The organism is Dyadobacter sp. CY351 (assembly GCF_021502625.1).
In the GTDB taxonomy this organism is placed as follows: domain Bacteria; phylum Bacteroidota; class Bacteroidia; order Cytophagales; family Spirosomataceae; genus Dyadobacter; species Dyadobacter chenhuakuii.
This window is the reverse complement of sequence record NZ_JAKFFU010000010.1, coordinates 59871-82211: the sequence shown is the minus strand read 5'-3', so window position 1 is coordinate 82211 and position 22341 is coordinate 59871. Positions and strand designations below refer to the sequence as shown.

13 protein-coding genes are annotated in these 22341 nt (G+C 48.0%); 5 read left to right on the top strand and 8 right to left on the bottom strand.

Annotated elements, in window-relative coordinates:
* The first annotated feature begins 208 nt into the window (after nucleotides 1-208).
* From L0660_RS18030 to L0660_RS18020, 3 genes are read left to right on the top strand one after another with little or no spacing between them, the layout of a single operon-like run.
* Nucleotides 209-1990 carry a PA14 domain-containing protein gene (locus L0660_RS18030; protein ID WP_235160633.1) on the top strand — a complete coding sequence of 594 codons (1782 nt, stop codon included), beginning with the start codon at nucleotides 209-211 and terminating at the stop codon, nucleotides 1988-1990.
* Nucleotides 1984-3933: a plastocyanin/azurin family copper-binding protein gene (locus L0660_RS18025; RefSeq protein WP_235160632.1), complete on the top strand. Its 1950-nt coding sequence runs from the start codon at nucleotides 1984-1986 to the stop codon at nucleotides 3931-3933. Before L0660_RS18030 ends, L0660_RS18025 begins: the two co-directional genes overlap by 7 nt.
* A 43-nt stretch (nucleotides 3934-3976) precedes the next feature.
* A complete protein-coding gene (locus L0660_RS18020) occupies nucleotides 3977-4729 on the top strand; it encodes a DUF1080 domain-containing protein (protein ID WP_233797956.1) in 753 nt (250 codons plus the stop codon).
* 21 nt (nucleotides 4730-4750) lie between these two features.
* On the opposite strand, the gene L0660_RS18015 is transcribed toward L0660_RS18020, so the two are convergent.
* Both L0660_RS18015 and L0660_RS18010 read right to left on the bottom strand, forming a co-directional pair.
* A complete protein-coding gene (locus L0660_RS18015) occupies nucleotides 4751-7501 on the bottom strand; it encodes a hypothetical protein (protein WP_233797955.1) in 2751 nt (916 codons plus the stop codon).
* Nucleotides 7498-8934 carry an alpha-L-fucosidase gene (locus L0660_RS18010; RefSeq protein ID WP_235160631.1) on the bottom strand — a complete coding sequence of 479 codons (1437 nt, stop codon included), beginning with the start codon at nucleotides 8932-8934 and terminating at the stop codon, nucleotides 7498-7500. The genes L0660_RS18015 and L0660_RS18010 overlap by 4 nt, the downstream gene beginning before the upstream one ends.
* Before the next feature lie 3 nt (nucleotides 8935-8937).
* Here L0660_RS18010 and L0660_RS18005 point away from each other — a divergent pair, with 3 nt between their 5' ends.
* Nucleotides 8938-9294, top strand: coding sequence for a type II toxin-antitoxin system HigB family toxin (locus L0660_RS18005; RefSeq protein ID WP_310587965.1), 357 nt, complete (start codon nucleotides 8938-8940; stop codon nucleotides 9292-9294).
* 5 nt (nucleotides 9295-9299) lie between these two features.
* On the top strand, nucleotides 9300-9665 hold the full coding sequence (locus L0660_RS18000; RefSeq protein ID WP_235160630.1) for a helix-turn-helix domain-containing protein: 366 nt from the start codon (nucleotides 9300-9302) through the stop codon (nucleotides 9663-9665).
* A 6-nt stretch (nucleotides 9666-9671) separates the two neighbouring features.
* On the opposite strand, the gene L0660_RS17995 is transcribed toward L0660_RS18000, so the two are convergent.
* The 6 genes from L0660_RS17995 to L0660_RS17970 all read right to left on the bottom strand — a co-directional run bounded on the left by L0660_RS17995 (nucleotide 9672) and on the right by L0660_RS17970 (nucleotide 22310).
* The gene (locus L0660_RS17995) at nucleotides 9672-11699 is read right to left on the bottom strand and encodes a glycoside hydrolase family 127 protein (RefSeq protein WP_235160629.1); all 2028 of its coding nucleotides are present in this window, start codon (nucleotides 11697-11699) and stop codon (nucleotides 9672-9674) included.
* A gap of 18 nt (nucleotides 11700-11717) precedes the next feature.
* Nucleotides 11718-13565 (bottom strand): exo-alpha-sialidase, encoded by a 1848-nt coding sequence (locus L0660_RS17990; RefSeq protein ID WP_235160628.1) that lies wholly within the window; start codon nucleotides 13563-13565, stop codon nucleotides 11718-11720.
* Nucleotides 13552-14964, bottom strand: a complete 1413-nt coding sequence (locus tag L0660_RS17985; RefSeq protein ID WP_235160627.1) for a RagB/SusD family nutrient uptake outer membrane protein — start codon at nucleotides 14962-14964, stop codon at nucleotides 13552-13554. Before L0660_RS17985 ends, L0660_RS17990 begins: the two co-directional genes overlap by 14 nt.
* 86 nt (nucleotides 14965-15050) lie before the next feature.
* A complete protein-coding gene (locus L0660_RS17980) occupies nucleotides 15051-18197 on the bottom strand; it encodes a TonB-dependent receptor (protein ID WP_235160626.1) in 3147 nt (1048 codons plus the stop codon).
* 248 nt (nucleotides 18198-18445) lie between these two features.
* A complete protein-coding gene (locus L0660_RS17975; RefSeq protein WP_235160625.1) occupies nucleotides 18446-19927 on the bottom strand; it encodes a glycerol kinase GlpK in 1482 nt (493 codons plus the stop codon).
* Nucleotides 19928-19994: 67 nt separating this feature from the next.
* Nucleotides 19995-22310 (bottom strand): glycosyl hydrolase family 95 catalytic domain-containing protein, encoded by a 2316-nt coding sequence (locus L0660_RS17970; RefSeq protein ID WP_235160624.1) that lies wholly within the window; start codon nucleotides 22308-22310, stop codon nucleotides 19995-19997.
* Between the last annotated feature and the right edge of the window lie 31 nt (nucleotides 22311-22341).

The window sequence follows — 22341 nt, the reverse complement described above, 5'->3', positions numbered from 1 at the left end:
GTAGTCCTTATGGTTTTTACCTAAAAATAGAAGGAAAACTATTAAGTAATCATATCGGAACAGAAAATAAACATAAAGACTGCACAAATAGATAGGTTTTACATATCAAAAGCAAATTTGCGAAAATAAAAGAAAATAAAAAATAATAACAGAAAATAAAATACTATAATTGTAATACTATTTCCTGGTAAGTGAATACAAGACTTCAATGATGCCTATCCCAATATTCGCCAAAAAGCTCCTGTCAGCGGTTTTGATTTTGTACGCACCGCTCGCCTTCGCGAAATCCGACATGCAAAGCCTTCCATTCGATACATTAAAGCTGGATAATCTGGAACAATTCGGCAGTCCGGATAACAAAACCTGGCATATCGCGGGCAATGTGTCCGCCGACCGGAAGCAAACGGGAAACCTTGACGAGACGAAGGGAAAGGGAATTTTGGTTTATAAACCTTTGAAACAGAATCATCCACTCACCAGCAAAGCACAGTTTGGTAATTCCGATATTGAGCTGGATTTCCTTTTGTCTAAGGGCGCATCTTTCCAAATTCTGCTCCATGATCGCTATGGCATCAAAATCACGGATGATTGGATGAAGGAAGTCAATCCCGGAGCCAAAGCGCCTGGTCTGTGGCAACATTTAGCGATCCAATTTCAAGCGCCGGTTTTAGATAAAGATGGAAAAGAAAAGCAACCGGCACGCTTCAAGAAGATCTTGCTGAATGGCCAGGAATTTGTTAATAGGGCTGAGAAACGAAGCATTAATACGCGTGGGAAAAATTCAAATTACTCATTGACATTTATAGGAAACGATCTGCCCTTTGCGATCAGGAACATTCGATATAAAACCTACAACGGGGATTTGATCCGCATATCCGATACGAAATTCAAGGTTTATCAGGGCCTGCACAAAAATCCTGACACACTGGTATCGCTGCAACCCAAACGCACCGGCGCGACGGACACCCTTTCGCATTTGGTTGGCGACCGTAAATCGCAGCTGGCGATGGAAGGCATAATGGACATTCCGCGCGACGGAGATTATCTGTTCAAAATGATCGCTGGTGGCGGCGCATGGTTTTACCTGGACGGAAAACGGATCATCGATAATAAAGGGACTCGGGATTTTGAGCGTGCGTTTTATGCCAAACATCCGCTCAAAAAGGGAAAATACCCATTCAAAATCATTTACTCCAATTCGGACGAATGCCTCGTTTTGCATTATGAAGGTCCGCAAATTCCCTGGCAATCGCTTACCACACCGGCTTCCATGCGTGTGAGCGAGCGCTTTGAACCGCTTGAATATGAAGTCAAAAACAGGCCTGCCATGCAACGCGGATTCATGATGCATCGCAATGAAATCAATCCTTACACGGCCTCCGTCGGCATTCCGGCCTCGACTTCCGCAAAGGAAAAGAGCGGGAACAATTATGCGTACGATATGAAGCGTTATAATTTGCTGTCGGCGTGGCACGGACGGTTTATTGATGTTTCCAATATGTGGACGGAACGCGGTGAAAAGCAACTCGAAATCCCACTCGGCGCCAAACTCGAACTGGCCCAAAAGCCCCTGCTGGCCAATCTATCATCTCCGAAAGCGCCATGGCCAGATTCAGCGCAAACAGCGGAAGGCGTTTTCACAAACCGTGGTTATAAGCTGACTAACAGTGGATTACCCATTTATTTTTATACACTTAATGGGACTACTGTTGAAGATCTGATCCGCGCAGCCATTGATAATGCAGGATTAACCAGAGAAATCAAAACGGTTTCAAAACCTGGTTCAAACGCCTATCTCTTGCTGGCGGAAGGAAGGGTGATCGAGCAGACAAATGGCGGCGGATATGCCGTGGATGATAAGAGCTACTATATAGAAAATCTGGAAACGGGAGGTGTGAAGCCGATTCTCCGCCTCGATAATGGCCGCCAGCAACTCATTCTGCCGGTTCAAAAAGATACACTTACGATTAAGTATAATATAATATGGTAAGGTGCGCAATTGTTGCATTGTTGTTCATCTGCGCGGTGAATGCTCTTGCTCAGAATGTTTTAGAAAATGAAAGTAAATTTTACAAAATATCGACAGTGCCTGTGCCCGACAGCATTATGCTGGAAGTAGGCGGACTGGCATTCACCGATGATGACAAACTCGGCGTGGCCACGAGGCGCGGCGAGATCTGGGTGATTGACGATCCATATCAGAAAAGAAGCCGGACACCAGGTTATTCGCTCTTCGCCAGTGGGTTGCACGAACCGCTTTGGCTGGCTTACAAGAAGGGCGCTTTTTATACTACGCAGCGCTCCGAGCTCACCAAAATGCCGGACAGCAACGGCGATGGCCTGGCGGACCTGTTCCAAACCGTTTACTCCTGGCCGATCTCCGGAAACTATCACGAATACTCATACGGCCCGCTGATCCTGCCGAACGGCGAAATGTTGGTGACGCTTAATCTGAGTTGGGTGGGCCGCGGCGAAAGCCTTACCAAATGGCGCGGATGGATGCTTAAAATTACAGAGGATGGCAAAATGACGCCCTTTGCCACGGGTATGCGTTCGCCGGCAGCCTTTGGGCTGAATGCTTACGGAGACATTTTCGTGGCAGAAAACCAGGGCGACTGGATCGGCTCAGGGCGCATCACGCACCTGAACGCAGGCGATTTCGCAGGGCATCCGGCAGGGTTGAAATGGGCATCGGAACCAGGTTCACCTATTGATTTGGAACGCTCCTCTTTTACCGATTCCATTGGCATTATGTACGATTATGCAATGGGGAAACCGCATTTCAAAGTCCCGAGCATTTGGTTTCCACACACGGTGATGGGCATTTCCACTTCTGCGATCGTGTCCATGGATTCGGAAGAAGCCGGGCCTTTCAAAGGGCAGCTGCTCGTTGGTGATCAAGGGCATAGCAAAATTATGCGTGCATTTTTGGAAAAAGTGAATGGCCAGTATCAGGGCGCTTGTTTTCCATTTCGCGAGGGCTTTGCTTCTGGTATTTTGCGCATGGCCTGGGGAAGCGATCACTCCCTATTTGTTGGCATGACGAGCCGCGGCTGGGCGTCGACCGGGAAAGAGCTTTTTGGTTTACAAAGACTGATTTTTCCAGAACAATTCCCATTGGAAATCAAGGCAATGCGCATTACAACAACCGGTTTTGAACTTGAATTTACCAAACCCATAGACAAAGCGGTTGCTGGTGCCACAGAGAATTATAAAATGACCGGTTTTACTTACAGCTACCACAAAAAATACGGCAGCCCGGTTATCAATTCAGGAAATTGCCATGTGGAAAAAGCGGAAATTTCAGAAGATGGGACAAAGGTGAAACTGACTGTTAACGGGCTTCGTGCAGGCTACATTCATGAGTTAAAAATTGCAAACCTGGCGACACCGAAAGGCGAAAAGTTGCTTCATCCCGAGGCCTATTACACCATTAATTCATTCCCAGAAGGCACCAGCCATACGCACCATGCCATGGCACATTCGCAAGCACCCGCATCAGCGACAGGCTGCGGGACTGATCCTACCAAATCCATTCACGAGCAGCCCTCAGAATGGAAAACGGGAGCTGATGTGACGATCAATATGGCCACCAAGCCGGGGTTGAAATTTGACAAAGAAATTCTGGAAGTGAAGGCAGGCAGCAAGGTGAAGCTCGTGTTCGATAACAATGATGACATGCTTCATAATCTGGTGGTTATCACACCGGGAAAAGGCGAAGAAGTGGGTCAGCTGGCCATGGATATGGGCCTCAACGGCACCAATGCCGGCTACATCCCGGACACTAAATCCGTCCTCTTCCACACCTGCCTCATCCAACCCGAAACCTCCCAAACCATCTATTTCACCGCCCCAAAACCAGGCGACTACCCATTCATATGCAGCTTCCCCGGGCATTCGTTCGTGATGAAAGGGGTTATGAAGGTGCGGTGAAATGCTTTTCTCATCAAGTCGTGCCCCTTTTTGTAACACTAATATGAAACATCAGCAAATTTCTGCAATCCTAGTTTTAAATCTGCTGCTGAACGTGGTAGCGCCCGCCCAAACCCTCCCACCCGCTTCTGCCACGGAAGACTGGTCGGTGAAACCGCCGGTTGTGATGCCTGGGGAGCGGGATATGCCGCCTTCTGATGCAGTTGTGTTATTTGGCGGGAAGCAGGATTTGGGTCAGTGGGTGCACCTGGATGGGTCGGCCGTGAAATGGGAGGTTAATGCGGAGGGAATGACGATCGTTCCTAAGACGACGGACATTCAGACGAAGCGGAAATTTGGGAATGCGCAGGTTCATGTTGAATGGAAGACGCCCGATCCAAAAGAAGATAAAGGCATGAACCGGGGCAATAGCGGTGTGTTTCTGATGGGACTCTACGAATTACAGATCTACGAATCCTACAATTACGAAACACGGATCTACTACAACGGACAGGCCGGAAGCGTTTACAAACAACACGTTCCGCTGGTAAACGCGGCGCGCAAGCCGCAGGCCTGGCAAACCTTTGACATTGTTTTCACTGCGCCGGTTTTCAATGCCGACAAGACATTGAAAACACCGGCCTACATGACGGTCCTGCACAATAATGTGCTGATCCTCAATCACGTGGAACTGAAAGGACCAATGGTTTACCAGGGCTATCCCAAATACGAATATCACGAATCGAAGCTGCCATTGCGGTTGCAGGAACATGGCAGCCGCGTGAGTTTCCGCAACATTTGGATACGGGAATTTTAAGCAGCTAACTTGTCGCTAATATTATTCAAACAGCCAGTCCAATGTGGTTGAAGCGTTTGCTTTTGCGTCGTTCTGCATTGCTTTTAAATCCTGGTTTGCCTCAATGAATCCGAGTACAAGAACCCTTCCCTGGCCTAAAATAAGTGTATTTTCTCCTGCTGGAAACCGGTAACTGTGCACATTCACTTCCGGCAGGTCCGATAGCTTTACAGCATTGGCAATGCGGACCTCAGCTTCGCCGCGATCATTCGCGCTGGCGTCGGTTTCAAGGTTGGGCGCTGCCAAAAACTTTTTGTCCTTATCCTGGAAATATCCTACCAGCACGTCAACCGGCTTGTCATTCGTGAACGTAATCCGCGTCTGCTTACTTTCCCGATCCTGCGCTGAAAACTGAATTCCCTGCAACGGCTGCAAAGCTTGCGCTATTCCGGAAATTTTGGTGGCGCGATCTGAGAAGACTTTCTGGCCGGTTTCCCAGCTGATCCGTTTCAGACTTTTGTCTTTTAATGTAACGTCAGCGACTTGGAGCATTGCTTGTGCTGCCGCTGCGACATTTGCACCAGCGCGTAACTTTGAAACATTGCCCTTAAAATGTTCCAATTCCTGTTGGTAGTAGGGCAGCAATTCCACCCACGTTTTATTTTTGCCATCGTCCCCGCCCACCGGTACGCGTCGCTGGGCAGTTTGCATGCTGTTGGCATACAAATAGGTATTTTTAGTCAGATCAGCGAGCCGTTGGAAATGTACTACACTATTTTCCAGGTATGGAATCGCGTTTTCAAGATCATTAATATTATTGGAATTTTGATATTTCAAAACCGACGCTGCTGCTTTCACTTTTTCAGCAAAGAAATCGGCTAGCGCCTGATTACAATACATGTCATTTTGTACGCGTGCGAACTCTTCCTTGTTTTTACTCACATGCGGCGCTGCTTTTTCAATGGCCGCAACGGCTAACTTTCCGTGCTCCGCCACTTCGTCAATGATCTGCACCGGCGTTTCCCCCACGTGCTTTTCGCCACGCGATTCCTTTCGGACATATTCCGTAAGCGTTTCACCCTCAGGTCCGTCGGAATTATAAAGCTCCGCCCATACCCTGTATTTTTTGGGGTTAACCAGCTGGCTCATGGTCATGCCTAATGTGAGCGTCTGCCGGTTTCCGTTTGTGATCCCAAACCTCCGCAATAACTTTGGCGCGATTTCGCCTGCCTGCTCATAGGCTTCCAACACCTCTTTTCCGTGATTATTTATGCCAAAATCATCACCCAATTGTTTGGTCCAATAGACAATTTCCTCATTCCGGCCGCGGCGGCAATTCCATGCGTAACGTGCCCAGGCTTTGTACCAAACCCAATCACGATCCATTTGAAGCTGGCGTGGTGTAACATTGTCCGCTGAAAAAGGCCAGTCCCAATAGGATGCTTCGGGATACAAATGCAGTCCGTTGGCACCGTGAACGTCGTGCATCGCCTGGACACTTTTTTGAATAAAATCCGCAGAACCATACCGAAATGGCTCTAAATTGGCCAAAATGTGCACATTATCAATGTGTGTAGAACCCAGCTCGCTCATTTCCCGGTGCATTTTCGCCCATGGCCCGCGGGGCTGGTAAGTCGTTAAAGCCTCGCCGTTGTATTTATTCATCGTGTACAGATTTTTGTAAAGCGGCAGTGCGGCTTTCATCACGAGCTGCGGGTTCGTGTCATGCCCGCGAAGGACAATCGGTGGTTGGATTGCGTGCTGTGACAAACCTTCCTTTACACCTGGAATAATGGTTTTTGTAAACCATTCCACGTCCGTATCATCTCCGTCCATGGCCTCGCCAAGCGTAATGAGCAAGCCAACATTCGGATACTTTTCAACAAAAGCGGCGATGGATTTTCGGGTGTAGTCGGCGATTAGAGGGGTGATCGGACGCTTTCTGTCCTGCGTTTTGATCCCGTGCTTATCGGCAAATGGTTTCGAAACAATGATATTGTAAAACATCTGGATCACCCAAATCCCACGCTTGTCGGCCTCCTGGGTGAGAAAGCTGAAAATCTCTTCATTTTTACGAAATGTCTCGTCGTCCACCTCAACCGCGTAGGGATAATCTTTGAGCTTAACCAATGAAGCAAAAGGATGCCCATTCCAAAGATAAAGGGAGTTCATCCGGTTCTCGACGAGCATATCCAGATACTTGATCCATAGTGCCTTATCATAGAACCAGGGGAAATTCTCAGGCGTGTAAGGATATTCATACACCGTGCGACCAGGAAGATAAACGGGCTTTTGAATGCCGATGCAAGTCCCGCGCAGCACCATTTCAGGCTGGTCGGAAATCGCCAGGTTCTCCGGAATTTTGCCTTCATTTTTTATCCGTTCAGCCAGTTCCAGACAGGCATACAAAGCACCCGACGCGTCGGAACCGGAAAGGATCACTTTGCTGCCGGACGATAAAATTTGAAAACCTTCCTTACCCGGACTTTTTGCCGGAGTCTCAGGCAAATCCTTCATGTTCATTTCCATTAACTCATCGCTGGAAATGCCAATGAAAATAGTTTTCACTTTGCCCGAACGCGGCATTTTACGAGATTTCGGCAACATGGTCACTGCAAAGCCATTCTGCCTGAGCGCTTCGGATAGTTTCATGGCACCAAACGCTATGCGGTTGCTGACCGGACCGGCCAGGTAAATGTTGATCTTTTTACTGCCTGCATCACCGGATTTGACTTGCGCCAGCGATGCAAATGCAAACAAAAACAACCCGAGCATTAAACTATACTTTTTCATTCCGTTTCAATTTTGAAGACATAAGCGAGGTCAGAGGGAATCCTGGTTTTTGCAGGAACTGTGAGTGTTAATCCGCTGGCAGATAGTGTGTTTTCGCATTTCACCAGATTTTTCAGGCCCAGCAGATGTACGCTTTTTAGTTTCCCGTTAACGCTTTGTGAAGTGAGGTTTTTGAGTTTGACAGCCACATTATCACCCGGCCAGTCCAGGAAAATGGCATAAAGGGTCTTTCCTTTTTTAGTATAATAAACCTTTTGATTTGCGGCCGTGGTTTCGCCAAAAACACTGAATGGCCGGGTGTCATAAATAGCCTCGCCAAACGACCACATCCAGCGCCCAACCTTATAAACCACTTCTTTCTGGTCGTCCGGAAATGTGCCGTCAGCCTTAGGTGAGAGGTTCAAAAGCATTTGCCCATTCTTGCTGACCACTTCAATCAATGTATGAATAATCTCTTTGGGCTGGCGAATCTCCATGCCTTCGGTGTAGCCCCAGGAGTAAGAGAGGCCCGTTCCGATGGAATAATCGCATAGCCAGGGCTTTGCTATGATGTTTTTGGGATTTGAATTTTCATGGTCTTCCATGCCAACGCCGGCGGGAATATCTTCGCCCTTATACGTCACAATCACGTCCTGCTTGCGTTTTTCCGCTTCGTTAAAATAATGTGCAAGATACGTTTGCAGGTTTTTTTCAGGCACCTGTTCGAGCCAGGCGTCGTGGTAAATCACGTCGGGATGGTATTTGTCGATAAGCTCCTTGCATTTGTCCATCCACATCTGGTCCCATTCCTCCTTTTTCATGGTCGAGCCATAGAGCTTCGCATACTTTGGATCCGAACCTGCCCAGCCGGGTTTCATTTTTACATTGGTGTAATTCAGTTCGTGGTGCAGGGAGGTGAAAAACTTCATCCCCCGCTGTCGGATCGCCTTTTCCAGCTCACCCACAACATCCCTTTTCGGCCCCATATCCTTCGCGTTGAAAGGCGTAAGGTCACTGTCCCACATCGCAAAACCATCGTGATGTTCGGCAACCGGGCCGGCAAACCGCGCACCGCCTTTCACAAACAGGTCTGCCCACTCATTCGCATTGAAATGCTCGCCCTTGAACATTGGAATAAAGTCGTGATAGTCGAATTTTTCCAAAGGCCCGTAAAGCGCGAGATGCCGCTTATAAGTCCCCAGCTTCGAATAATCCGGGCTGTCGTTATGCATATGCTGAATGTAATGCTCATTATTATAAGCCGGCACCGCATACACGCCCCAATGACAATAAATCCCAAACTTCGCATCCCGCATCCAGTCCGGGACTTCATTATGATTTTCAAGCGACCGCCAGTTGGGCTCATAAACTTGCTGCGCCTGAACCCGATGGCAAAGCAAAACGATTAACAAGGAGTAAAATGGAAGCCTAATGTCCGATCCGAATAATTTCATATTTTGAAACAATGTTTTTATTTCGAAAACAATATTATAATTTTGGGAATATTTAATTTTGGCGTTTTGGTAATTGTTTCGCACAAGGCTATCAGGGAATTTTGCATCAAGAATCCGGCTTGGCAGCAGGCTCTGGAAAAGTGGTATAAAGAAACGGCCGCCTGCGATTGGTCAAATTTTAGCGATATCAAAAAGACATTTAACTCGGTTGATTCAGTTGGAAATGGGCTTTTTGTGTTCAACATTGCTGGTAACAATTGCCGGTTGGTAGCGAGGATATTTTTTAAGAAACGGACATTATTTATCCGGTTTGTTGGCACACACAAACAATATGATCACTTAGATATCTCAACATTATAAGCGTTATGAAAAAATTAAAAACCGAGCTTGAATATCAGCATGCTTTGCATGATCTTGATGTTCTGATGAAAAAAGGTGAAGACCATATCTCTGATCAGGAAGCCGAAATGATTGAGTCGCTTGCGCTGGCAATTCAATCATTTGAAAAAACTTATTACCCTTTCCCTATTCCCAAAACCATCCCCGAGATGGTTGAATTAAAGCGCTTTCAGCTGAAATTGACACAGGCGGCGCTGGCGGATATGCTAGGGCTGGGGAAGCCTAAGCTTTCCCAGATCCTGAATGGCAAACGCGAGCCGGATGTTCCTTTTTTGAAAGCCGTATACCAAAAGCTGGGCGTTGACCCGGGCTTTCTGCTGGATAATGCCTAGCTGCTTTTACCGCGCCAGCGGCAGCCAGACCGACATATCATTATGCCCGCGGTTGCCCCAGGCGTAATATGGGACCAGGCGGACGGGGATTGTTTTTGGCGTTTCTGTGGAAACTTCCCGGTATAGTTTTCTGGTCCAATCCGTGTTATCCACCAGCATGGCATCGCCTTGCAGGCTCATAACCGGGCTGTTTTCAATGGTTAATGGTGTCGGTTCTAAATTATTTTTTACACTGATGGCCACGTCGAAAATGGTTCTTCCTTTGGGCAAATCCACCGATTCGAGGCAATAAACAACCGGCCCGCGCTTCACGGCGATCTGGTTGCGTGTTTCCTCCACCAATGGGTTTGATTCGATCAGTTTTACAGGCATAGGAAGCATTATTTCGATCTTGTCGCCTGTTTTCCAATTGCCTTTGATTTCTGCGTAAGTTCCTGAAACCAGCCTGCTGTTATGCGCTTTTCCGTTTACCAATATCTTCGCATCGCTGCACCAGCCGGGAATGCGGAAAAACATGGTAAACGGGTCTTTGGGTGCTGCCTGCAAGGTTATACTCACCTTTCCGTCCCAGGGATAATCCGTGGTTTGGGTGAGCTTTAATGCACCCGATTTGAGCTTTGTATCCAGATTATTGCCTCCATACAGATTAAAAAACACACCTGCATCCGACAGGCTGTAAGCATACTGGCTCACTTCTGAAACCGTGCGCACGACGTTAGGCGGGCAGCAATTGGATTTTGAGATATAACTCACCCGATCCTTCGACCAGCGTTGCGCAAAAGGAAGTGAATCGGAATAGCTTAATGGATTGGTATACAAAAACTTATCCCCTTTCAAATTAATGCCTGACAACACACTGTTGTATAAGGCGAGCTCTACAATGTCCGCGTATTTTGCATCGCCCGTGATTTGCAGCATCCGCCAGTTCCAGAGCACATTGCCAATGTTGGCGCAGGTTTCGTTGTGGGCGGTGTAGTTGGGAAGCTGGTAATCCCGGCCGTAAGCCTGATGCACTTTTTGAACCTCATCGGGCTTATAGGAAGTTCCGTCCGGGGAGACGCCGTCGTAAAGCGAGCCACAGGCGCCGGTAACATACATTTTATGCTGGGTAACATCGTCCCACATGACGTGAAGCTGGTTCAGCAGCGCGGCGTCACCTGTCTCGGCATACACATCTGCTACACCTGCATACAGGTAATTGGCACGCACGGCGTGACCCATGACTTTGGTCTGTTTCAAAAACGGGATCCGGTCCTGGTTGTCATCGGTGCCTTCGGTTGCGCCTTTGATAGAGATCAGATGCTTGACCAATGTCAGGTATTTTTCATCTCGCGTTGTGCGGTAGAGCTCCGATAAACCCATGTAATGTGACGGGCAAATGGCGTTTCTGGATTGCTCGGGCGTGGCCGTGTTGTAAAAACCGATCAAAAAATCTGCTGCTTTTTTAGCTACATTCAACAACGAGGTTTTTCCGGTTGCGCGGTAATGTACGCAGGCGGCGGTCATCAGGTGGCCAAAATTGTAGGCCTCAAAACTGAGCCTGTCGGCGAACATTTGGGCTTCGCCGCTCTTCTTTTGATCTATAATCGCTTTGGTATAAATATAGCCATCCTCACGCTGGGCCTTGGCCATAACGGCGATGGCCTTGTCCATCATTTCATCCAGCTTTTTGTTCTTTGTAGCCGCATACATGCTCGCGACGGCTTCAAATGTCTTGTAAAAGTCACCATCATGAAAAGAAGGCCCTTTGAAGTTCCCTTTTTCCAACCCTGCCGCAATTTCGAAGTTGCGGAAAGAATGGCTGATAGTTGGATCGGTGTAGGTTTTCCAAAGTTCGGGGACCATGGTTTCGCGGCAAACTTTGAAGCGATCGGCCCAGAATCCTTGTGTCCATTGCACGGCGTTCAGGTCGGTGCCGTGGAGTTTGGCGAAGGAGCTTTTTGACGTGTTCACCAATGCATTATCCTGTGCATAAAGCATTTGTGCAAGAAAAAATGCGGAAATCGTAGTGGTTATTCTCTTATTTAAATTCATATCAGTTTCGTTGAGAAGTTATTCTGACTTGCTCGTTACATATCGGACGTTATAAGCCGCTTCCCGGTCTTTTCCGCCTGCATTGGGAAGGTCGTACATTTGATCTGTGGGCGTGTCTGCGTCAGGGAATCGTCTGGTGTTTCCTGTCCGGAATGTGATGCGGCTCACGGATTCCAGCGGGGCAAAAAGAATGTTATTGCCCAGATTTTTGCCATTGACAGTCACGCTGTAAAGCCGCGTTGCCGTGTTGAGCCTTACCGTGATCTCGTATTTTTCACCTGGCTTATAGGTCATCAGATTTTTGTTCCTATAACCTGCTTTCGCCCTGAAATTACCCGTCGAATCGAAGGAAAGTCTGATCCCGGGTGTGCCTTTTGCATCCTGAAACTCAATATCCAGCAAACCGTGGTCATTTTGTTTTGGCTCAACAGCAATTTCAGCAATCAGCTGTTTAGTAGCCGGTATTACGCGTTCTACTTTGGCATAATCAAATGGATCTGAGTCTTTTAAAGACAGAAATTTGGTATTATCTACACCTTTTTCAATGCCGACAGCAGCCCAGAGCGGACTGTAAATGTTCCATTCCGAAAGTTCCTTTCCGTTTGGCAGCTCATTAAAGCGGTCTGTTGCGTGTTTCTCGGCCACGGACCTTACAGGCACAGGCACGGATGAGACCCAGATGTCTTCTTTGTTCATACTATAACTGACCCAAAGCTTTCCATCAGGAGGAATCTCGTTCGATACACCTTCACTGATGCCACGCGGATATTGCGGGCCATAAGACTTGTAATTGCCGCCATAACGCATGGACGTTATCTCACCATTTACCAGGAGCAGATTTTTATAATTCAGTCCATCATCACTTACCGAAATGGCGAGCGGCCAGCGGAATTCGGAGGGATTGTAAACCGTTGCATATTTGCCGTCGGAAGTTTTTTGCCCCCATATTTTGGCATTACTATTGACGAATCCGGGCGCACGCCTGGGCTTGTACAGCCAAGTGGCGCCATTGTCTTTGCTTATGCTGGTTAAGGCATTTTTCCAAAGGCCCACCACCCTGCCATCTGGCAAATGATAGGCACTAAGCGCTTTATACTCTCCTTTCAACGAGATCAAAGGATCATCGCGGTCGGCTTCCTCTACCCATTGCTGCGTTACGAGCTTACTAGCCAGCAACTCTTCGCATGCTTTGACAAACTCCTTATCCTTGCTTTCAGTAAACAGCGGATAACCCGATTTTTGGTTCCAGGAAGCATTAGGCCGGATGAAGTAAATAGGCCCGAAACTGCCATCCTGCTTAATTTCCCGCACCACCCGGCCAATCCCGTTTCCATCATTGGGATCGTCCTTAGCATCCAGGGCAATGCCATAATAGGCAAGTGTCAGCAATTTTTTGCTTTTGGAAACATAAAAACCCATGCGCTGGTGCATGACTGCGTAAAGGTCTTTTGCCGTTCCGGGATGCGTCTTTTTCTTTGTCCCGTCGGGAATTTTATAGGGCGGAAAGAGCGTAACCGGTTTCGTCCAGATGAGGCCGTCTTTTGAAGTCTGAAGTAATGTTTGCCCCGGCGGAATGTGCTCACCCACAGGATTGCTCAGGTAATTGAGATAAAATGTATTGTTCCAATAAACGAGATTGGGTGCATGATTATAAGTCCAGGTTATAGCCGTGTCCTTGCCGGGATCTTCGCGGTTAACCCGCAATGTCTGGTAGGAATGGACGCCGATCGCCGGCGTAAGCGCGCCATGGTTATAATCTACATTAACCAAAGTTTTACCTGTATAACGGACCGTGTCCTGCGCGTGCGAAAGCTGCACGCACAGGACTACCACCAATGTTGTTATTTTCAGTTTAATATCCGGCATTCTGTGTTATTCTAGAGTTCTGATCGCGGACAATGTTCGGGATCGGCAATAGTAATTTGGGTTCGGAAACATTTTTTCCTTTGGCGGTCAGGACCAGAATCGCACGGTTTGTTCTTTTTAAATCAAACCATCGGTGAAATTCAAAAGCAAGCTCCATTCTGCGCTCGTGTTCCAGTGCCAGCGCCACGGTGTTGTATTTGGCAGGATAACCCGCTGTTCCGTAAAGTGGTAATGCTGCCCTTTTGCGAACTTCATTGAGATAGGAAACTTCCCCGGTTGCTTCTGTCAGCATCAACAGGACATCCGCATAACGCAGCACGATAAAGTTGTTGTTGGCTGCGATGTTCTGATTGATAAGCGGTGCCGTTTTATCCGTCCATTTTTTGGGAAATTTCGCGGCCGTAAAAGCACCTTTGGCATCCACAAAACCGGTATCAATGCTGGCTTCCCTGCGGGAATCGCCTTTTTCATATTCGTTCCAGATGTCGTTAACGACCTGGTTCATGCCCGCTCCGTAAAAGCCCAGTGCGATCGAATTCGGGAAGAATTCGAGATAGTAATTGCTGTAAGGGTTTGTCGCGCTGCCTCCCAGGAACTGGATTTCGAAGATGGATTCTTTGGTATTCTTATTTTTCACGTCCCAAAGCGAAGCATAGGAAGGCATCAGCTCATACTGTTTGCTGTCATACACCTCTTTCAGCTCTTTCGCCGCATTGGCCTTATCACCGGCTGTGAGGTATATTTTGCCTAAAAGCGTTTGCGCAGCGCCTTTGGTTGCCCTGCCCACAATGCTGGAAGTGGCGGGTAATTTTGCTTTGGCTTCGTTCAGGTCTTTGATGATCTGCGCATAAATTTCTGTCGATGGAGAACGCAAAATGTTGTAAGCTTCCGCAGCAGTTACCGGCTTGGTTACCAGCGGCACATCACCCCAGATCCGCACCATATTGAAATAGTATAGTGAACGCAGGAACAGCATCTCACCTTGCACCTGCGACTTGTAAGCGGCATCAATATCGGCCGTGGCAATCTTGTCCAGGATAATGTTAATGTTGTAAAGCGACTTGTAGAAATCCTGCCAGAACTGATAAACCATTGTATTCGCAGGAGCCAGTGAATAATCCCGGAACTGCCATTTGTCGGCCTGGTTGCCTGAAATGTTAAAGATCGTAACATTGTCGCCCATCAATTCACCGGCGTAGGAAACCGGACCCTGCGGATGATAAACGGTTACCAAAGTGTTATAAGCCGCATTGGTAGCGAGGTCAAAATCGGTTCTGGTTTTATAGAAGATCTCGGCGTTCGGGTTTGAGATTGGTGCAAGTTCCAGGAAGGAGTCTTTGCATCCCCACGTGGTGGCCAATATGCTGGCGGCCAGGGCTATTTTTAGTATATTTTTCATTTTTGTTTCTAATGTTTTGGGTTTGCCACGAATGCGCCGCAACAGCAGCCGCGAATTGATTCGTTAGTTTCTGATGCGATACTGCATTAGAAATCAGCTTTGATGCCTACAGTAATGGTTCTTGGCAATGGATAAGATCCGTAATCCACGCCCTGGAATGCTCCCGGCACAGGCGCGTTTCCGCTGCTGTACGAGCCTGCTGTTTCCATGCTGCTGCTATATGACGTCGTTCCGTAAGTCGTATTTTCTGGGTCGTAACCTGTGTATTTGCTGAATAAATGCACGTTTTCGGCATTCACGTAGACCCTGGCACTGCCGATTTTGAGCTTGTTGGTCCATTTGGCAGGCAATGAATAGGAGACCCGCACATTCCGCAACCGCACGAAAGATGCATCTTCCACCCAGTAGGACGAGAATTGCTTTTGAAGACCCAGATAATTTACCGACGGCTTGAAATGTTTGCCATCGCCAGGCTGAACTTCCGAACGCCAGTAATTGTACATGCTTTCAAAGAAATTACGGCCATTATCCCAGGTGCCCAGATAGCGCACATTGTTGTTGGCAATCTCTCCGCCAAACGATCCCTGAAACAAAAATGAAAGCTCAAAACCCTTATAACCAACCGTATTGGTGATCCCGGCCGTGAAATCGGGCTGGTAGTTGCCCAATATCGTCCGGTCCGCATCTGAGATTTTTCCATCCCCGTTCACGTCGCGCACCCTTGGATCGCCGGGTGTGGTGCTGGCGTGGTGCGGGTAAGCATCAATTTCGCCCTGGTTGTTGAAAACACCATCAAAAACATATCCGTAAAAATTCGAAACAGGCTGCCCTACTTCCGTGCGGACGGTCACCACATTATCCACATACTGGATCGGCGCATTGCCCGGGCCCAGTTGCAGCACTTTATTGCGGTTTCTGGATACGTTGAAATCGGTTGTCCAGGAAACGGCACCTGCCAGGTTTTTGGTGGAAATGTTTAGCTCAACACCCCGGTTGCGCATCTTGCCAATGTTTGTGAGCTGGGAAGAAAAGCCGGTAATGTCGGGAACAGGCACGAAAAGGAGCATATCACGGGTGATCGAATTGTAATATTCTGCCGATAGGTTTACCCGGTTATTAAATATGGCCAGATCGACGCCCACATTGAACTGGTTTGTCTTTTCCCAGCGCAGTCCGGAGTTGGCCAGGTTACTCACTTTCAAACCATTCGCAATCGTTGTGCCGTTCACATAAGGAGCCGATGCCAGCAAGCTGATCGATCCGTAATTAGGGATCTGGTTGTTACCGGTCACGCCGTAGCTGGCGCGGAGTTTCAGACTGTTGATCGCATTCACGCCTGATAAAAAGCTCTCGTCAGAAATGAGCCAACCTGCTGATACAGAAGGAAAGTAACCCCATTTATTATCTTCTCCAAAACGCGACATACCATCGCGACGGATCGCACCTGTCAGGAAATATTTGTTCTTAAAATTGTATTGCACCCTTGCGAGATACGAAAGCAACGACCATTCGCTCGCCGTGGTGTTCCCGGCTGTGACCGTTCCCGCATTGAGCGTGTGAACCAGGTCATTAGGGAAATTATTGGCAGCCACATACATGGTCTCGTCACGCTGTTTCTGGCTTGTATAACCCAGAAGTCCCGTTAATGCATGCTCTCCGATCTTTTTCTCATAGGTTAACGTGTTTTCGCTCAGCCAGTTGAACATATAAGCGTCTCCTGCATTGCCTTGCGCTGCCAGCACCGCCGAGTAACCATATTTTTGTTTATCATTCCAATAAAATGCATTGCGCGAGTTGTAAAGGTTACCACTGAGACTCGTCCTGAATCTCAGATTATCCACGATCTCATATTCCAGAAAGCCCGTTGCCAGCGTATTGAACGACTTTCTGGACTTATCCACTTCCCTTGTAAGTGAGTAAGGATGCCATAAATTCATGTCACCGAATGAGGTGAACCGGAACCAGGCTGAATTGGGATCACGGAACCCCAGGTTGCCATTTTCATTGTAAACCGGAAAATGCGGGTTGCTTTGTAAACCCAGACTGATGACATCGCTTTTCCCCTGCGTGCCTTCCGTGCGGTCAAAAATAGAGGTGATACCCAAATTAAGTCCTACACTTAACCGCTTGTTGATCTGCGTTTTAACATTAGATCTTACGGACAGGCGTTTGTAATAATTTGCATCCAAAACAGCCGTTTGATCCAGGTAAGCGGCCGAAAACATGTATTGCGTTTTTTCCGTGCCGCCGGAAATCGTCACCTGCGCATTATACGACGGCGCTGTGCGGAACATGACATCCTGCCAGTTGGTGCCTTTTCCGAATTGCTGCGGATTATTTGTAAAGTCTTCCGGTATTTTTAATGTTGCGGGACGCAAACTGTTCGGGTCGCTGGCCTTTCCGCCCTGCGCTATCCACGCATTGTTTTTTGCATCTTTATAGGTTTCAATGTATTGCTGTGCGTCCATCATTTTCACACGACGGACTACTTTTTGCGATCCGTATTCCACATTGGCGCTACCGCTTACTTTTCCCGGCTTGCCCATTTTGGTCGTAACCAAAATCACCCCGCTGGAACCTCTCGAACCATAAATCGCGGCCGAAGAAGCATCTTTCAAAACCTCGATCGACTCGATGTCCTGTGGGTTAATGAGGTTCAGATTGAAGTTTTCAAGCGGAACGCCGTCCACAACGATCAGCGGGTTTGTGCCGGCTGTAATAGAGCTGACGCCACGAATCTTGATCACCGGCGAAGCGCCCGGCGCGCCTTGCGATTGAGAAATGTTAACCCCCGGCAAGGTTCCGGCAAGCGACTGCGTCACATTGCTGAAAGAGCGGTCTTTGAATTTATCATAGTTAATTGAAATCACTGCCCCGGTAACAGCGCGCTTGCTTTGCGATCCATAACCGACCACCACCATTTCTTCCAATGATTTGCTTTCTGAATTCAGCTTTACCGAAATCTCCGTGCGGCTTCCAACTGTCTCTTCAACAGACTGATAACCAACGAAACTGAAAACCAGCACTGTTTCCTGACTCGGCACCTCGATCTGGAATGTTCCATCCGCGCCCGTTGTCGTTCCCCGCTGCGTCCCCTTGATCACAACACTCACACCCGGTAACGGGTCCGTGTCATTAACGCCTGTCACGCTGCCTTTTACAGCGAGACTCTGCGCATTCACCACCGGCACAGCCAGTATCAATGCCAGGATGATCGGTAAGATTCTCTTCATATGTGATTTTTCTTTTACTTTCTTTTTTATTCTATTTTTTACGAAAAATAGGAACATTTTCACATACAAAAAACAATTCACTAATATTGATGTCTTATTTCGATAAAAAATTGTTTAAAACCGTCCCTACCACGCATTTCGGCTCTCAAAAGGGTGTGCAATCGAAATATTGTCTGGAAAAATAGAAGAAAAATAAAAGCCCGTGTGTTGCACACAGGCTTCATCGATTGATAAAATGCTGATAATAATCAACCAATCGCTTCCTGCCAACCTTTATAGCCAGCCCGTGCGATCGCATTGTTAGGCGAGGGAAGCAGCATTGTATGGTTGGTGTTCAAATTTTTGAGAAAGGCAATGTCCTTATATACACCAGCTTGCAGGCCAGCCAGATAGGCCGCACCCAAGGCTGAAACCTCCGGAAAGCCCAGATTCACCACCGGCTTTTCCAGCAGATCCGCCAGGAACTGAACAACGAATGTGTTGGCGGTGAGGCCGCCATCAACTTTCAATTCCTGCAACGAAATGCCCGTATCCGACTCCATAGCCGTAATTACATCCTTGATTTGGTAGGGAATGGATTCCAGGGCAGCCCTTACCACGTGATTTTTATTACAGTCAAAAGTCAGCCCGGTGATGGACGCTTTGCGGCTCATATCCCAGTGCGGCGCGCCTAGTCCGCTGAATGCCGGAACCAGATATACGCCATTATTATCCCGGACCGAATTTGCCATTTCCTGCGTATCTGCAATGTCGCCAAACATGCCAAGATTATTTTTCAACCATAAAACCGTCGCACCGCACGTGACGATAACGCCTTCCAGTGCATATTCTAAGTGATCGCCCGTACTCCATCCGATAGTGGTTACCATGCCATTTTTGGAAAATTTTGGCTCTTTTCCAATATTCATCAAGATAGAAGAACCCGTCCCCAATGTTGCTTTCGCCACGCCCGGCGCGAAACATCCTTCTCCAAAAGCAGCGGCATGCGAGTCGCCGATCATACCGGTGACATTGATTTTGGTCGGCAATAATCCTTCAAAATCTGTTGCGCCAAAGAATGAAGATGATGCTTGAATATCAGGAAGTTGCATGTTTTGCAGATCAAATTTGCCAAGCAAGTCGCGGTCCCAATCTAATGTTTTAAGATTGAAGAATAAGGTCCGCGAGGCATTGGTATGATCGGTGAGATAGGCGGCACCGCTCGTTAATTTGTACAGCAACCAAGTGTCGACTGTCCCAAAAAATGCCTTTCCAGCTTCGATAGTGGCTTTTACAACTGCATGATGCTCATTGAGCCAAATCACTTTTGAGCCCGAAAAATAAGGATCGATCAGCAGTCCTGTTTTCTCCCGGATCTCACCTTCCAGGCCGGACGTTTTAAGTTTTTCACAAACAGCAACCGATCTTTTACATTGCCAAACCACAGCAGAACACAAAGGTTTTCCATTTTCATCCCACAACACGAATGTCTCGCGCTGATTCGAAATCCCGCAGGCAGTTATCTCAGAAATGATTCCCCCCTTTTGCTCAAAATCGCCGAGGCACTTGCGAACCGATAGAAGCACATTTTGATAAATCTCCTCAGGATCCTGCTCTACAAGCCCGCCATCCAGATAATGCGTATGAAGAGCTTCCACACCGCGTGCGACAGCAGCGCCCATTTTATCGAAAACGAGTGTTTTGGTACTGCTCGTGCCTTGGTCAATCGCCAGTATAAATGGGCCATTCATATTATTCAAAATTCAGAAAGGAAATAAATAAAAAACATTCGGAAGTAAAGCTAAATATGGGGCGGGTTTACTGTATTTGAAGATCCGCATTCAATTTATAATGTTTCCCTTTCACCGTATCGAATGTCACGCGCCTGGATCCATAGCGGACATGGCAAGGGTTACCCGCCTTCGAAAGGACGTCAACACCCTGCAACTGACCGTTTTTCCATTCCATCGTAATTTCAAATGCACCTCTTGCCACCAGGCCGGACACTTTTCCGTCGGGCAATGCTTTGGGAAGAGCCGGCAATAAGTGCAGTTCTCCAAGATGGCTTTGCGCCAGTAGTTCCAGGATGCCCGCTGCTCCGCCAAAATTCCCATCGATCTGGAACGGTGGATGCGCGTCGAAAAGATTGGGATAGGAACCTCCCCCGCTCTTTTTAACGGACGCATCCATGATGGGGTTGAAAAGCTTTCGGATCATCGTGTAAGCGTGCTCGCCATCCAGGAATCTCGCCCAGTAATTGATTTTCCAGGCCAGGCTCCACCCAGTTCCGTCATCGCCGCGGAATTCGAGCGATTTCTTCGCGGCCTGAATGAGCTCAGGTGTTTTTTCAGGCGTGATTTCCTCGCCCGGATACACGCCCCACAAATGCGAAACGTGCCGGTGATGGCTCGTTGTATCATCAATATCGGTCATCCACTCTTGTAACTGACCTGCCTTACCTACCTGATTCGGAGCGATTTGTGAGGAAAGTTTCTCTAATTTGGCTGCAAAATCCTGATCTGTTTTCAGCACATTCGCGCTTTCAATGCACGCTTTGAACAAGGCCCTGATAATCTGGTGGTCCATCGTCGGTCCGGCTACCAGGCCACCGTTTTCAGGTGAATTGGAAGGCGAGCTGATCAGCATGCCGGTCTTTGGGTCTTTGACCAAAAAGTCCATAAAAAACACCGCTGCGCCCTTCATGAGCGGATAAGCTGTTTTTTCGAGAAAAGTTTTGTCCTGTGTAAAACGATAATGTCCCCACAAATGCAGGCTCAGCCACGCACCGCCTGTGACCCAGATTCCGTGGTTGGAAGCATTAATCGGCGCCGCGCCGCGCCAAACGTCCGTGTTGTGATGCACCAGCCAGCCATTTGCATTGTAATGTTCCTTTGCCACCGCTGCGCCGGTTTTGGACAGATCGGCTATCATCGCAAAAAGCGGCTGATGACACTCCGGCAGATTGCCCATTTCAACCGGCCAGTAATTCATTTCCGTATTAATGTTCGCCGTGTACTTGCTGTCCCAGGAAGGTTTTAGCTGTTGGTTCCACTTTCCCTGCAAGTTCGCCGCATGCGTACCGGGCCGACTGCTCGCAATAAGCAAATAGCGCGCGTACTGCACATATAAGGCCAAAAAAGCCGGATCATCCGGGTTATCCTTGAATTTGACAAGCCGCTCGTCTGTGGGCAATGCGGAATTGGCTTTCACAGGAAGATGCAATGCAAAACGACCGAAAAGCCGCTGATGATCCGCAATGTGCTCTTTCAAGGCTTTATCAAAAAGTGGTGCATTTTTGAGGATAGCGGCTGATTTGGCAGCTGGATTTCCACTTACAGTTTGATAATCCACATAATTCGTTGCTGCTGAAAGTATTAATGTTGCTGCCGTGGCATTTTCAACGTTAATTTTACCATTCTCATGACTAACTTTTCCATCGGTAACGACCTTCATTTTCGCCACGCCTTCAAGCACACCATTTTCAACCTTCACTTGCAGTGTCAGCTCATTGGCATGCCCGGTTATGTTTTTTTGCGCATGAATGGCGTCCATGCGAACGGCGAAATTTAGCTTTCCGGCTTGATCGGCTGTAAGTTTTATGTAAATGGCCTTAGCGGGATAACTTGCAAAAACTTCCCTTTTAAAACCGACATTACGATTCTTATAGTTGACCTGCGCAATCCCTTTTTCGAGATCCAGCTCGCGGCGATAGTCACTCGCGTTCCTATGCTCCGGAAAATCAATGTGCACATCGCCGAATGCCTGATAGGCCATCTGCCGCAGCGGAACGCCCATAAAATGCTCACTGGCAAGTTCTTCCGCTTCTTTTTGCTTACCCTCGTTCAGCAATGTCCGGATCTGAGCTAAATACTGGCTTGCGCCTTTGTGCGCATAACTCCGCGGCTCGCCGGTCCACAATGTCTCTTCGTTGAACTGGATCCGCTCATTTTCCACACCGCCAAACACCATCGCCGCCAGGCTTCCGTTGCCAACGGGCAGGGCGTCTTCCCATTGTTTGGAAGGTTGTTTATACCAAAGTTTCAGATCCTGCGCATGGCTTGGCGTCGTACCCAGACTGATCACAAACCCGGCCAGTAATGTTGCTTTGGAAAATTGTAAGAACCTGAAAATCATTTGTTCACATTTAAATTAAAAACTAAACCGC

What these genes read in the sequence shown, in the direction of transcription:
- L0660_RS17970 (WP_235160624.1), bottom strand. Translation starts at nt 22,310, where the DNA reads ATGATTTTCAGGTTCTTACAATTTTCCAAAGCAACATTACTGGCCGGG.
- L0660_RS17995 (WP_235160629.1), bottom strand. Translation starts at nt 11,699, where the DNA reads ATGAATTTAAATAAGAGAATAACCACTACGATTTCCGCATTTTTTCTT.
- L0660_RS18015 (WP_233797955.1), bottom strand. Translation starts at nt 7,501, where the DNA reads ATGAAAAAGTATAGTTTAATGCTCGGGTTGTTTTTGTTTGCATTTGCA.
- L0660_RS17980 (WP_235160626.1), bottom strand. Translation starts at nt 18,197, where the DNA reads ATGAAGAGAATCTTACCGATCATCCTGGCATTGATACTGGCTGTGCCG.
- L0660_RS18010 (WP_235160631.1), bottom strand. Translation starts at nt 8,934, where the DNA reads ATGAAATTATTCGGATCGGACATTAGGCTTCCATTTTACTCCTTGTTA.
- L0660_RS18020 (WP_233797956.1), top strand. Translation starts at nt 3,977, where the DNA reads ATGAAACATCAGCAAATTTCTGCAATCCTAGTTTTAAATCTGCTGCTG.
- L0660_RS18025 (WP_235160632.1), top strand. Translation starts at nt 1,984, where the DNA reads ATGGTAAGGTGCGCAATTGTTGCATTGTTGTTCATCTGCGCGGTGAAT.
- L0660_RS17985 (WP_235160627.1), bottom strand. Translation starts at nt 14,964, where the DNA reads ATGAAAAATATACTAAAAATAGCCCTGGCCGCCAGCATATTGGCCACC.
- L0660_RS18000 (WP_235160630.1), top strand. Translation starts at nt 9,300, where the DNA reads ATGAAAAAATTAAAAACCGAGCTTGAATATCAGCATGCTTTGCATGAT.
- L0660_RS18030 (WP_235160633.1), top strand. Translation starts at nt 209, where the DNA reads ATGATGCCTATCCCAATATTCGCCAAAAAGCTCCTGTCAGCGGTTTTG.
- L0660_RS17975 (WP_235160625.1), bottom strand. Translation starts at nt 19,927, where the DNA reads ATGAATGGCCCATTTATACTGGCGATTGACCAAGGCACGAGCAGTACC.
- L0660_RS17990 (WP_235160628.1), bottom strand. Translation starts at nt 13,565, where the DNA reads ATGCCGGATATTAAACTGAAAATAACAACATTGGTGGTAGTCCTGTGC.